Origin of the sequence: Pseudomonas sp. NPDC088368, from assembly GCF_044753445.1 — a bacterium.
GTDB classification, from domain to species: Bacteria; Pseudomonadota; Gammaproteobacteria; order Pseudomonadales; family Pseudomonadaceae; genus Aquipseudomonas; species Aquipseudomonas bambusae.
Window position 1 is genome coordinate 197,847 of sequence record NZ_JBIVNG010000001.1, and the last position, 12,990, is coordinate 210,836.

General features: G+C 59.8%; 8 protein-coding genes. 4 read left to right on the plus strand and 4 right to left on the minus strand.

What is annotated here, in order from left to right:
• Positions 1–49 precede the first annotated feature (49 nt).
• The 3 genes from guaA to ACIQAL_RS00860 all read left to right on the plus strand — a co-directional run bounded on the left by guaA (position 50) and on the right by ACIQAL_RS00860 (position 3,797).
• Positions 50–1,627, plus strand: a complete 1,578-nt coding sequence (gene guaA / locus ACIQAL_RS00850) for a glutamine-hydrolyzing GMP synthase (protein ID WP_341959682.1) — start codon at positions 50–52, stop codon at positions 1,625–1,627.
• Between the two features lie 611 nt (positions 1,628–2,238).
• Positions 2,239–2,583 carry a transcriptional regulator gene (locus tag ACIQAL_RS00855; RefSeq protein ID WP_401141426.1) on the plus strand — a complete coding sequence of 115 codons (345 nt, stop codon included), beginning with the start codon at positions 2,239–2,241 and terminating at the stop codon, positions 2,581–2,583.
• The gene (locus tag ACIQAL_RS00860) at positions 2,583–3,797 is read left to right on the plus strand and encodes a type II toxin-antitoxin system HipA family toxin (protein ID WP_401141428.1); all 1,215 of its coding nucleotides are present in this window, start codon (positions 2,583–2,585) and stop codon (positions 3,795–3,797) included. Before ACIQAL_RS00855 ends, ACIQAL_RS00860 begins: the two co-directional genes overlap by 1 nt.
• A 106-nt stretch (positions 3,798–3,903) precedes the next feature.
• Here ACIQAL_RS00860 and ACIQAL_RS00865 read toward each other — a convergent pair whose 3' ends face one another.
• Together ACIQAL_RS00865 and ACIQAL_RS00870 are read right to left on the minus strand one after the other, a co-directional pair.
• Positions 3,904–4,764, minus strand: coding sequence for an NAD(P)-dependent oxidoreductase (locus tag ACIQAL_RS00865; RefSeq protein ID WP_401141430.1), 861 nt, complete (start codon positions 4,762–4,764; stop codon positions 3,904–3,906).
• Between the two features lie 66 nt (positions 4,765–4,830).
• Positions 4,831–6,027 (minus strand): MFS transporter, encoded by a 1,197-nt coding sequence (locus ACIQAL_RS00870; RefSeq protein ID WP_401141432.1) that lies wholly within the window; start codon positions 6,025–6,027, stop codon positions 4,831–4,833.
• A gap of 118 nt (positions 6,028–6,145) precedes the next feature.
• On the opposite strand from ACIQAL_RS00870, the gene ACIQAL_RS00875 reads away from it, so the two are divergent.
• Positions 6,146–6,778 carry a TetR/AcrR family transcriptional regulator gene (locus ACIQAL_RS00875; protein ID WP_401141435.1) on the plus strand — a complete coding sequence of 211 codons (633 nt, stop codon included), beginning with the start codon at positions 6,146–6,148 and terminating at the stop codon, positions 6,776–6,778.
• 51 nt (positions 6,779–6,829) lie between these two features.
• Here the strand turns inward: ACIQAL_RS00875 and ACIQAL_RS00880 are convergent, their stop codons facing one another.
• Both ACIQAL_RS00880 and ACIQAL_RS00885 read right to left on the minus strand, forming a co-directional pair.
• Entirely contained in the window at positions 6,830–9,766 is a 2,937-nt protein-coding gene (locus ACIQAL_RS00880; protein WP_401141436.1) for a dermonecrotic toxin domain-containing protein, read from the minus strand.
• 153 nt (positions 9,767–9,919) lie between these two features.
• Positions 9,920–12,865, minus strand: coding sequence for a membrane-targeted effector domain-containing toxin (locus ACIQAL_RS00885; protein WP_401141438.1), 2,946 nt, complete (start codon positions 12,863–12,865; stop codon positions 9,920–9,922).
• Between the last annotated feature and the right edge of the window lie 125 nt (positions 12,866–12,990).

Below are 12,990 nucleotides of genomic sequence, written 5' to 3' on the forward strand. Positions count from 1 at the left end.
CTTGCAGCTTGAAGCTTGAGGCTCGAAGCTGCTCTAGAAGAGTCTCCCAATGGCCCTCGACATTCACGCCCACCGCATCCTGATCCTGGACTTCGGTTCCCAGTACACCCAGCTGATCGCCCGTCGCGTACGTGAGATCGGCGTGTATTGCGAACTGCACCCGTTCGACATGGACGACGAAGCGATTCGCGAATTCGCACCGAAAGGCGTCATCCTCGCCGGTGGCCCCGAGTCCGTGCACGAAGCCAACAGCCCGCGCTGCCCGCAAGCCGTGTTCGACCTGGGCGTTCCGGTGTTCGGCATCTGTTACGGCATGCAGACCATGGCCGAGCAGCTCGGCGGCAAGGTCGAAGGTTCCGAACTGCGTGAATTCGGTTACGCCCGTGTCGACGTGGTCGGCAAGAGCCGTCTGCTCGACGGCATCGAAGACCACGTCGACGCTGACGGCCTGCTGGGTCTCGACGTATGGATGAGCCACGGTGACAAGGTCACCAAGCTGCCGTCCGAATTCCACATTCTGGCCAGCACCCCGAGCTGCCCGATTGCCGGTATGGCGGATGACACCCGTGGCTACTACGGCGTGCAGTTCCACCCGGAAGTGACCCACACCAAACAGGGCGGCCGCATCCTGTCGCGTTTTATCCTCGACATCTGCGGCTGTGAAGCCCTGTGGACCCCGTCGAAGATCGCGGAAGACGCCATTGCACAAGTTCGTGCCCAAGTCGGTACCGACAACGTGCTGCTGGGCCTGTCCGGCGGTGTCGATTCCTCGGTGGTCGCGGCCCTGCTGCACAAGGCTATCGGTGATCAACTGACCTGCGTGTTCGTTGACAACGGACTGCTGCGCCTGCACGAAGGCGAGCAAGTGATGGCCATGTTCGCTGAGAACATGGGCGTCAAGGTGATCCGCGCCAACGCCGAGGACCAGTTCCTCAACAACCTGGCTGGCGAAAGCGACCCGGAGAAAAAGCGCAAGATCATTGGCCGTACCTTCATCGACGTGTTCGATGCCGAGTCCAACAAGTTACACAACATCAAATACCTGGCTCAGGGCACCATCTACCCTGACGTGATCGAGTCCGCTGGCGCCAAGAGCGGCAAGGCACACGTCATCAAGTCGCACCACAACGTGGGCGGCCTGCCGGAAGAGATGAACCTGAAACTGGTCGAGCCACTGCGCGAACTGTTCAAGGACGAAGTCCGTCGTCTCGGTCTGGAACTGGGCCTGCCGTACGACATGGTCTACCGTCACCCGTTCCCGGGCCCAGGCTTGGGCGTACGCATCCTCGGTGAAGTGAAAAAGGAATACGCTGACCTCCTGCGTCGCGCCGACCACATCTTCATCGAAGAACTGCGCAAGGCCGACTGGTACCACAAAGTCAGCCAGGCATTCGTCGTTTTCCAGCCGGTGAAATCCGTGGGCGTGGTCGGCGATGGCCGTCGCTACGCCTGGGTCGTCGCCCTGCGCGCCGTGGAAACCATCGACTTCATGACCGCACGTTGGGCGCACCTGCCTTACGAACTGCTGGAAACCGTCAGCGGCCGCATCATCAACGAAATCGAAGGCATCTCCCGCGTGACCTACGACGTGTCGAGCAAGCCGCCTGCGACGATTGAGTGGGAGTAAAGAGTCGTCGTAACGTTTTGATTGGAGATTTTCTCAGTCATTAAGGCGTCGGCGCATGATGCGCAGTGCAGGCGTCATCTCATAGCTCCATTGATGCCATGTTCGGTCGTTTGAAGTCGACATGGTATCGAGGGGCTTACACCCTCCGTTCAGAGGGTATTTCCGCTGGCGTCTGTTTTAATTCGGCGACAGCCGCTTTCCCCTGCTCATAGCGCACACGCTGCAAACTGTTGGCGCCCGAAAGGGGAACCGTTTGCTGCGAACATCCTTCAGCATTGTCCAAGCCCCCCTGTAGATTTTTCTCGCCCGTCGATCCGCTCAATCCTCGCATTTTTGCGACTCAGTACGACGAGTACCTTTGATAGATGTCGCTCACGCTCGCCGATGATCATTCGGGGAGGGGCCGATCGCCCAGCGCTGTTGGCGCCGTATAGCGGGAATCATTGCTCATTTTTTGCGTTCGGAAGGCATGAGGCCGGAGATTAATGTTCATTATTGTTGACTTTATATATCTTAAAGCTCATGAAAATGCGTTTTAATTTTATATTTAGGCAGTTTAATAGATGGTATTGTGAGCCTTAAGTTATTTAATACTCAAATTGGTGAGTTTTATGAGGCAGTTTTTTCCTGTTGCTTGCGCTGATAAGCTCAGCAAAATCGGGCTTCTCGTCAAAGCCAGGCGCCTTGCGTTAGGCGTGCGCCAATCTGATCTCAAGGTCACGCTGGGTGTGTCAGAGCACACGCTACGTAAGATTGAGACTGGGTCTGAGCGAGTGGATCTTCGATCGTTCATGCTAGTGCTGTGGAGGTTGGGAATCACGGAAACGGTTTTCGCTTCCCTGGACGGAATGGAAAAGACGTCCGAAATCACCCGCTTTACCAACGAAGGTGAAACACACCACAACATTGCTACGAAGCGCGTGCGTCTGCCTAAACCCAAGCCCGAGGATTTTTGATGTCGCGTGCTTACGTTTACATGGAGCATCCCGAAACCGGGGAGCTTCTGACCCTCGGACGGTTGTCCTTGAAAGGGAGCGTCGGTGAGTTTCTCTATGCGCCCGAATTGGTGAAGCGTGGGGGGTGGGTACCTGATCCCATCAACTATCCATTACGCGCTGAGCCGCACACCGGAATTACGAAGAACCGTGGCATTCCCGGCTTCATCAATGACGCTATGCCCGACGGTTGGGGCGAGAGGCTGCTCCATCGCGCCTATGGAAGAGACCTAGGTCCACTCGACTTTTTGCTCAAGTCGCCAAACAGCGATCGGATCGGGAACTTGATGGCTGGGCTCGCGGCAGTACCGGCGGGGGGCTTGGGTGGGGAATCAGTTCCGACGTTACGGGGATTGGCAAAGTTTGTTGAAGCCTGTGAAGCCGTTTACGACGGTCAGCTTGAAGACGAAGCGATCGTCACGCTCAACATTCGTCAGCAGCGGTCGGCACTCGGAGGTGCGCGGCCTAAGCGAACCCTGCAGGACAACGGTATGTTGATCCTGGCCAAGCCACGAGACCGGTTCGATAACTACGACTTTCCATCAATCGAGTATGCGTGCATGACGTTCGCAGCATCGAAGGGATTGAACGTCGCGAAGACGGCCCTTCACGCCGAGTCCCCGACTACCCTGCTGATCGACCGTTTTGACCGGACTCCGATTGCCGACGGTGCGAAACGTATCCCGATGCTCAGCGGATTAACGTTGTTGAATGCTGACTGGAACGAGCCGTACCATCGTGACTGGCTGTACGCGGGCATGGCCGATGAGATGCGCCGACGCGGTGTTCCCGATGCGGACCTGCATGAGTTGTTCAGGCGCATGTGCTACAACGCGCTGGCTGGTAATAGCGATGATCACCCGCGTAACCATGCAGTCATTTTGATCCAGGGCCAGTGGCGGCTTTCACCCATGTATGACGTGCTGCCGGTTCTGGAGGAAGGTCCAGCGAAGACGTTAGCCATGGCGGTTGGAAGTGAGGGCTTCCAAGTGAGCCGCTCCAACTTACTCAGCCATCACAGGCACTTCGCGCTTGAGCGTGAGCACGCCGAGGATCTGCTTCAGGAGGTCGCAAGCTGGGAAGGAGAGCTAAAGGATCACTATCGCCAATGGCTCAAGGGTGCAGATCTACAAATGGCGCACGAAGCCACCAGTTCGGACCGAATGCTCAAGTAAGCACGAGATCGGATGAAGGCTTTTCATGGGGCAGCGTCATCGGCGGTGTCCCCAGTCATTCACCGCCACACTTCCCAACGCCACGACCCCTGTCGTGTTGCTCCGGCTACCGCCCCGTCGACCCAATCCCCACCGCCATCGCCGACCAGTCCTTCTCCCCCCATCCCTCCGCGATAGCCTGCTCCATGGTCTTCTTCACCTCCTGCGCAGCCGGTAAGTGACAACCCTTTTCCTGGGCAGCATCCAGCGCCAGGTTCACGTCCTTCAAACCCAGTGTCAGCGTGAAACCCGGTTCGAATTCTGCCTGGGCGATTTTCGCGCCGTAGCGTTGGTAGCTGGGGCAGGCAAACAGGGTTTGGGTGACGATTTCGAAAAAGGCGCCGGGGGCGAGGCCGTGGCTTTTTACCAATGCGGCACCTTCGGCCAGTGACTGGATCGCCTGAGTGATCATCAGGTTGCCGGCCAGTTTGGCGATGCTGGCTTGGCTGGGTTTATCGCCGAGGCGCCAGGTCTTTTTGCCCATCACCTCGAACACGGGACGGACGCGCTCCAATGCATCGGGAGCACCGGCGGCGAGGATATTCAGCTGACCCTGGGCGGCGACGGCAGGAATGCCGAAGACCGGCGCCGCGACGAAGCCAATACCGGCCTCACGATGAAGCGCTTCGAGTTCATCCACAAGCGTCGGCGACAGCGTGGACATGAGGATATGCACGGTGCCGGGTTTGGCGGCTTGCCAGGCTTTGGTCGCGATGAGGGTTTCCCGTACGGCGGCGTCGTGGCTGAGCAGGGTGATCACGATCTCCTGCTCGAAGGCCTGGCTGACATCGTCCAGAACGCGAACTTGATCAAGATCGGCGACCGCTTGGCGGCTACGGTTCCAGGCGCTGACGTGGAAGCCTGCGCGAATCAGGTTGGGGATGATGGCGCGGGCCATGCTGCCGACGCCGATGAATGCAATGTTCATGAAATGCTCCTGAATCAAATGTGCGAGTGGTTCGGGCTTGAACAAAGCCGGGATTCGGTTGCGTCATCAGTGGGCAATGACACTCGTCGAGCTCTGACGACTTCCTGCCGGGAACCCCTTTCGGCGAGCAGTCGAGGCGGTGAGGAATGCGATCAGCAAAAGTCCCAGTAACGCCCATGGAAATGAGGTGACTCCGAGGCTGTCGAGCAGAAGTCCGCCGAGAACTCCGGCGCCTGCGATGGCGCAGTTCCAGACCACGACGTTCATCGACAGCGCGGCATCGGCTGAATCGCCTGCAGCATCCGCCAGGGCGGTCTGTAACAGGGTCGCGGCGCCACCGAATGACAACCCCCAGATGAACACGGCGGCGTACAGACCAGCGGCTGAAAACTGGAACAGCGCCAGCAGCAGGGAAATCAGGGCAAAGCTGCCCAGGCTGATCAACACGGCGCGGCGCAGGTGGTGATCGACCAGGCGGCCGGTGATCCAGATACCCATTAGCGACGCAGCGCCGAAGACCAGCAGAATCAAATCGACGCTCTCTTCAAGTCCGAACCGGGCCGCGAATGGTGCGATGTAGGTGTAGAGAATGTTGTGCGCAAGCATCCATGTGAGGACGACCGCGAGCACCGGACGAATGCCGGGTTTGCGCAGCACGGCCAGAATCGGTTCGCGCTTGCTGGCGATCTGGCCGGGGTAGTCCGGCACTTTGACGAGGATCCACACGATCAGCCCGACCGTCATCAACGACATGACGGCGAAGGACCAGCGCCAGCTCAGCAGATTGCCCATCCAGGTCCCCAGCGGCACACCCAGTGACAGTGCGATGGGCGTGCCGACCATCGCCATGGCGAGCGCGCGGCCCTGATCGACGGGGGCTACCATCCTGCGCGCATAACCTGCGAGCAGACTCCAGGCCAATCCGGCGGCGGCGCCCGCAAAAAACCTTGCCACCAAGGTCAGGGGAAAATTCGTCGACAACGCCGTAATCGAGTTGAACAACAGGAAGCCGAATACGGTGCTGAGCAGCACCCGGCGGCGACGCCAGCCTTGCGTGGCCAACGTGAGAGGAATTGCTGCGATCACTGAGCCCAGCGCGTACGCGGTCACCATCTGCCCGGCAAGAGAGGGTGAGATGTCCAGGCCACTGCTGATCGCCGGTAACAGTCCTGCTGGCAAGGTCTCAGTCATGATGCAGATGAAGCCGGTCATCGCCAGCGCCAGCAAAGCGCCCACCGGTAGTCTCTTTCGATCATCGTGCATAGTTTCAGAACCCCGTGATTTATGTATCGATTGGTATTAATCTAATCGGGCTTCTCGAACGGGGTCAACAACTTCTGTATCGAGCAGTATTTAAGTCATGAACTCTAGGAGGCCAACGATGGCTCAGATGGGGCGCCCACGGACATTCGACCGAGCCCGTGCAATTGATGAGGCGATGCTGCTGTTCTGGGAGCATGGTTACGATTCCACGTCGCTCAGCCAACTGAAGGCAGGCATTGGCGGCGGTATCACCGCGCCAAGTTTTTACGCCGCGTTCGGCTCCAAAGAAGGGCTGTTCAACGAGGTCGTCGCGAGGTATCTGGATACGCATGGGCGAGTCATGGACCCAGTGTTCGACCGCCATCTCACGCCCAGAGACGCGATTGTGACGGCCTTGAAATCGTCTGCACGGATGCAGTGCGCGGACGATCATCCAAAAGGTTGCATGGTCGCTCTGGGAACGATGGGCGCTTGCGCACCGGCCAGCGCCGGCGTTCGAGAGCCTCTGGATGTGGCCCGTGCGCGCAACCGGGCAGGATTGCGCGCGTGCATCGAACGCGCTGTTTTCGAGGGCGGGTTGCCACCCGAAACCGAGGTGATAGAGATGGCCGCTGTCTTTGAAAGCTTCCTGCTCGGTATCTCGACGATGGCCCGGGACGGCATTGCACTTGGGGTGATCGAAGGCGCCATCGATCGACTCATGCACGTCTGGGATGCTCAAGCCACGGACGGGCAATCCGAGAAAGCCTGAGCGGTGAAGCCGGATGCCGTTTCACCTGAACGCATCCGGCTTTGTCGTTATTCAGGCGACCTCTTTCAAGCCCATCAGCTTCAACGCTTTTGCCAATTCATCGAAGCTCTGGAAGCGGCGTCCACTGATCAACGGCCATTCGACGCGCTGGATGTACACGTCCGTTCCCTCGACGATGATCGGCGTGTGCACCAGTGCGCCGGTACGGCTGCGGTGGATGAGTTCGGGAGCATGGTCGGCTCGCTGGATGGCGAAATTGCCGGGATTCGGCAGCCGGGATTCGAGGGAGGGCGGGGGCGTCAGCGAGACGGCGCGGCGGCCGGGCACCGCCATGCGCAGGCGGATGTCGCCTTTGACGGTGCCAGCAGGTTGCCCCATGTCATCCGTGGCCTCTTCTCCAGGGTCGATATCGTAGCCGGTGGCCTCGCCCACACTGACGTCCTGAATGCGCAATCCGATCACGCCTTCCAGTTCGGACAGACCTGCGGCGCCTTTCATGGTGCTGACATGGGCGTTGCCCACCAGCGCGATCCATTTACCGCCGCCCAGCGCGGCCCGATCCGCGTGAATGACGGTGTCGGCGAAGAAATTCATCATTTTCAGACGCATGTTGTCCGCCGGGTCAGGCACCCCCGCCGTGCGGTAGCTGGCCATGCAGTCGATGGCGCGAATCCGGATGCGGTGACGTTGAGCGGTTTTGACAAGGTTCAGGAAGGTGTAGCGCCCCGATTTGTCGGTGAAGTGGCCCCAGTCGAGGTCATTCAGGTACGACTCCAGGTTTTCCGGCATTTTTCCGGTCTGGGCGAAGAGGTTGAGATCGGCCTGATGCAGGTCGGTCATCACGTGTTCCAGGTACAGCGTCCTGACGTTCTGCTTGGCGAATTGCCCCATGTTATCGATCAGAAACTGCTTACTGCCGACACTGCTGTGGCTCTCACCGATCACCAGCCCCTGAGCGTCTTTGTACAGCTGTTTGAGCGCGACCTTGGGCGAGGCTTCAGCGGCAATGGTCGGTATCGCCGGGCGTTCGGGCAGGTGCAAGTCGGCATAGAACGCGTTGACGTCGCTCACCAGGCGTTTGCGAATCTCGAAGAAACGGTCGATAGGGTCGTTTTCTCGCATGGAAAAGTATTGCCCGGTGAAGGGCTTGTCGTCGGGGGCTTCGACTCGGTACCGCATGCCTTCCCTCAGCTCCACCGGCATGTCGTAGGGCGTCGGCAGGGCCGATGTCGAGGGTGCAACCCACGCCCCAGAGGACGGCAACTTACCCAGCGCGCCGCCACCGCCGCGCAGGCCTTGGCTTGCCCTGATTTCCCATTGACCTGCCTCGTTCAGGCGTACCGGCAGGTTGCGGGCGAAGGAAAACGGGTTCTCGGGATCGATGATGACCCAATGCTGCATCTCGTTGACGTAGCGCACCTGATAGGCAAAGTCGTCGACGGAAACGTAAGTCTGGCCGGTGCCTGACACATAGATCCCCCGCATCCGGCCTTCGGTTGCCGGTGGGGCATAGCTGTCCAGCACCTCGTTGGTTTCGAAAGGCGCTAGAGGATTTGAAGGGGCGGCAGGTTCCAGCGGATTGGCGCTCGGTATTTCCAGTTCGGGGACCGGCACTGCTGACGCACCTGCCGTCTCCGGAAGGGTGGCAGTTTCCTCGGCCACTGCCGTTTCGGGCAGCTCGACAGCGCCGCCTTGCACCACGAACAGGCCGTTGAACAGAACGTCGATGCTGCCGAAGATGGCCCCCAGCACACCGTTTTTGCGTTCGGCCGTGGTGTGCCCATGTATCGCTTGATCGATGTTCAGGCCTATATCCGCCAGCCCCGCGCCCACGGCGGCCAGTGCAATCGGCCAGTCCAGCGCTGCCAGTGAACCGAAGGTCTTGGCGAACGCCTTGAGGTAGCCCATCCACATCAGCTCACGCAGTTCGCCGTTGGAGTGCAGCGCAAACGCGGCATCGTCCGCCATGCGGGTTTGCGTGGCGTCGCGCAGATGCGAGAACGGATCTTCCGTGAGGGTGTGGTCGTCGCAATTGATCACGGACTGCGTGCCCGGACCCCAGTGGCTGAACATCAGATCGATCGCGTGGTGCAGCCCGGTCTGGTGATCGGTTTCGGCGTGGGTGGACAGGGCGAAATGCGACATGAAGCGCGCGCGGTTTTCGACCTCGTTGGTGTGCGTCATCAACCACCATTGCAGATCGTCCGGCGTGTCGAAGACGTGGAAGGCATCCACTTCTCCCGGCACATAGAGAAACTGCCGACCACTGCTTTCGACGATGCGCAGAATGTCGCTGGCCGCGTAGCCTGCGATGTCCAGTCTCGCGACCCGCACGCCGGTGGCAAGCGGGGTTTGCGACTGCAGCATCGCCAGGGTGATCGGTCGAGCCATGTCCACACCGACCGCGCTCATAAGGGCATTGAGCTGTTCCGAGGTCAGCGTGTTGCTTTGCCGGTCTTCGACTGCTTTGGCGATGAAGTTGGCTTTGGCGAGCGTTCTGAAATCCTCCGCGTGATCCCGCCAGAACGTGTTCATCCTGTCGGTGAAACGGGCTTTGAAATCCAGCGCCCAAAAGTCGCCCATGACATCGCCCGGCAGCAAGCGCACCTCATTGGTTTCGTTGAACGTCTTGGCGTCCGGGCCAGCGGTGTAAAAGCCGCTCATGGTTTGCAGGGTGTCGGCACTGTCCTGATCGTTGGCGTTGAACCGGCGCATCACCAGCTGCGGCAAGGTGAGGGATTCGACCGGCGGATCAAGATGCTCCCAACCGTTGAAGGTCCGCGGACTGCTCGCGGTACGGTCGAAGCGGTGCCAGTACACGGTGTCCGGCTCAAGTGCGCCGAGGCCGTGTTTGCGCAGGATGTCCGTGGCCGCCTCGCGTGCCATCTCACGCAGGTCCGGGCAACTCTCGACCACGTTAAGGCTGATGTCGTTGAGCGCTTGTTGGTCTGCGCTGATGGCGGGGGTGTCGCGGGTAATGGAAGGCATGATCGTCGTCCGTGATGAATGAGCCTTGAGCTTGCTGATTTGCCGGGTTGCAGGGGTGGTAAATAAATATCGCAGCGCCCCCTCACTTCTGGTTTGTGAGCAGGGGCGCCGCTGAAAGCCGATGAAGCCTGTAAATCGCCTCCGTCCGCCCGCTTACGTCAGCCCTGCCAGCTTTAGCGCGAAGGCCAACTCCTCGAAGCTGGCATACCGGCGTCCGCTGATCAGCGGCCAGTCGGGGCTGCTGATGGACAGGTGCTCGTCGGTGACACGAATGGGCACGTAGGTGATTTCCCCGTCCTGGTTCTTGTAGATCAACTGGGGCGAATCCCCCGAGCGCTGGATGGCAAAATTACCGGGGCGTCGCAGGCGGTAGCCCAGCGAGGTCGGGGTGCGCAGGAAGTGGGTTCTGACCCCGGTGGTCGCCATCTGCAACCGAAGGTCGCTTTTGACCCGGCCAGCCGGTTGACCCATCGCCGTCAGCACGTCTTCACCCGGGTCAATGCCAAATCCCGTCATGCCACCCGTGGGCACGTCGCGCACGCGCAAGCCCACGACCCGCTCGATTTCCGCGACGCCCGGCACGCCTTTGAACGTATTGGCATGAGCGTTCCCCACCAGGGCAATCCATTTGCTGCCTGCCCGCGCGGACTCATCCGCAGCGATGACGGTGTGGGCGAAATAGTTCATCAGCTTCAATCGCACGGTGCGTCCCGGGTCGGGCAGACCGGCAACGCGGTAACTGGCCATGCAGTCGATGGCCCGGATGCGGATGCGGTATTTGATGGCTGTGCGCACGAGGTTCTGGAAGGTGTACGTGCCGGTCGAATCGGTGAAATGCCCCCAGTCCAGATCTTCTAGATAGGTTTGCAGGGTTTTCGGCATGCGACCGGTTCTGGCGAAGGTGTCGAGTTCGACTTGGTGCAAGTCCGTCAGGACATGCTCCAGATACAACGTCCGCACATTCTGCTTGGCGAGCCGTGGCATGTTGTCCATCAGGAACTGCTTGCTCGCCACGCTGCTGTGGCTTTCACCGATGACCAGTCCTTGATGGTTTTCGTAGAGTTGACGGATTGCCGTCTTGGGCAGGGCGTCCTGAGGAATCTCTGGAATGGACGGGCGTGGGGGGAGTTCCAGCCTTGCATAAAAGGCGTCGGCGTCGCTCGCCAATTGATCCCGGATGACGAAGAAACGCTCAATCGGATCGTTGGCATCCAGCGTCGCGTAGTAGCCCTCGAAGGGTTTGTTGCTGGGGCTTTCGACGCGCGTGCGCATGCCTTGTCGCAGGGTTACCGGCATGTCATAGGGCGTGGAGGGTGGCGGGGGGGAGGGGAACACCGACGCCTGTCCACTCCTCAAGGTACTCAACGTTTTGCCACCGCCCAGCAGTCCGGGGTTCTTGATCGGTTGCCATGTGCCGCTGGCGTTCAACCTGACGGGAAGGTTGCGCTGAAACGAGAAGGGGGCTTGCGGATCGATGATTACCCAAGTGTTCAACTCATTCACGAAACGCACGCGGTAGGCCTCGTCATTGACGCTGATGAAGGTCTCGCCGGTGCTCTTGAGATAGACGCCTTGCATTCGGCCTTCGGTGGGAGGCGGGGTCAAAGTGTCGAGCAGCTCGTTGGTTCTGAACGACAGCAACTCGCCGTCGGCTACGGGAAGGGAAGTGGTGTGTGTCGGGCGAGTAGCATTCGCATCCAGTGCGGGGGGCGAGGTGACTGCCGGAAGGTCTTCGGGGGTGGGCTCCGATTCGGAAACGGACTCGGGTTCGGAGGGTATCTCACTCACTTCAGGCGCAGCCGCTTGCAGCAGAAAGACACTGTTGAAGAGCACATCGATGCTGCCAAGAATGGCCCCGGTCACGCCACGTTTGCGTTCGGCCGTGGTGTGTCCGTGGATCGCCTGATCGATGTTCAAGCCGACATCCGCCAGCCCTGCGCCCACAGCAGCGAGCGCAATGGGCCAGTCCAGCGCCGCCAGTGCACCGAATGTCTGGCCGAACGCTCTCAGGTACCCCATCCACATCTGCTTGCGCAGCTCGCCATTCGAATGAAGCGCGTGGTCGGCATCCGCCTGCATGCGGCTTCGGGTGCAATCGCGCACGTGGGAGAACGGATCGCCTGCCACGGTCTGGTCGTTAAGGTTGATGACCTTGAGCGTGCCAGGGCCCCAGTTGCTGAACATCATGTCCAGCGCATGATTGAGGCCGGTGGCGTGGTCTTTTTCGGCGTGCATGACGAGGGGGAAGTGCGACATGAAACGCGCACGATTAGCGATCTCGTTGGTGTGCGTCATCAGCCACCATTGCAGGTCATCGGGCGTGTCGAAGACCTGGAAGGCGTCCACTTCACCGGGCACATAAACGAACTGGCGCCCGCCGGGTTCAACGAAGCGCAGAATGTCGGTGGCTTCGTACCCGGCAATGTCCAGTTTGGCGATCCGTATGTGGCGGCTGCTTCTGCTCTCCGCTTGCAGGGTCGCAAGGGTGACAGGTTGCTTCAGGTCGATGCCCACGGCTTCCAGCAGCGAAGTGAATTGCTCGCTGTCGAGGACCGCACTGCCGTGATCCTCAACGGCCTTGGCGATGAAGTTGGCCTTGGACAGGGTTCTGAAGTCGTCCGCGCAGTGCTGCCAGAAGGCGGTCAACTGCGTGTTGAAGCGCGTCTTGAAATCCAGCGTCCAGAACGCTTCCATCACATCTTGGGGTAACAAACGCACTTCATTGGCTTCGTCATACGCCTGCTCTTTCGGCCCGTCGGTGTAGAAACCGCTCATGGCTTGCAGGTCGTCGGCGTTGTCCTGATCGTTGGCGTTGAAACGGCGCATGACCAGTTGCGGCAGCGTCAGGGATTCCACGGGTGTATCGAGGTGTTCCCAGCCATTGAACGTGAGCGGGCTGCTTTCGGTGCGGTTGAAGCGGTGCCAATAGACGGTATCCGGTTCGAGGTCGCTGAGGCCATGTGCGCGCAGAATGTCAGCGGCGGCGTTGCGCGCCATTTCGCGCATGTCAGGGCAGCCATCGACCACTTTCTGGCCGATGGCATGGAGCTTCTGTCTGTCGGTATCGATAGCAGCGGAGGGGGAGGTAACGGGAAGCATGGTCGTCGTCCTTGATGAATGAGTCTTGAGCTTCCCGATTCGCTTCGCTCAATTGGCACTAAATATGTACCGCAGCCACTGCTCGCTTATCTTCGTGTAAATGCATGTGTATCGTATTCGCCCCT

Excerpts from the sequence above, each read along its gene's own strand:
- guaA (WP_341959682.1), top strand. The coding sequence starts at position 50 with ATGGCCCTCGACATTCACGCCCACCGCATCCTGATCCTGGACTTCGGT.
- ACIQAL_RS00855 (WP_401141426.1), top strand. The coding sequence starts at position 2,239 with ATGAGGCAGTTTTTTCCTGTTGCTTGCGCTGATAAGCTCAGCAAAATC.
- ACIQAL_RS00860 (WP_401141428.1), top strand. The coding sequence starts at position 2,583 with ATGTCGCGTGCTTACGTTTACATGGAGCATCCCGAAACCGGGGAGCTT.
- ACIQAL_RS00865 (WP_401141430.1), bottom strand. The coding sequence starts at position 4,764 with ATGAACATTGCATTCATCGGCGTCGGCAGCATGGCCCGCGCCATCATC.
- ACIQAL_RS00870 (WP_401141432.1), bottom strand. The coding sequence starts at position 6,027 with ATGCACGATGATCGAAAGAGACTACCGGTGGGCGCTTTGCTGGCGCTG.
- ACIQAL_RS00875 (WP_401141435.1), top strand. The coding sequence starts at position 6,146 with ATGGCTCAGATGGGGCGCCCACGGACATTCGACCGAGCCCGTGCAATT.
- ACIQAL_RS00880 (WP_401141436.1), bottom strand. The coding sequence starts at position 9,766 with ATGCCTTCCATTACCCGCGACACCCCCGCCATCAGCGCAGACCAACAA.
- ACIQAL_RS00885 (WP_401141438.1), bottom strand. The coding sequence starts at position 12,865 with ATGCTTCCCGTTACCTCCCCCTCCGCTGCTATCGATACCGACAGACAG.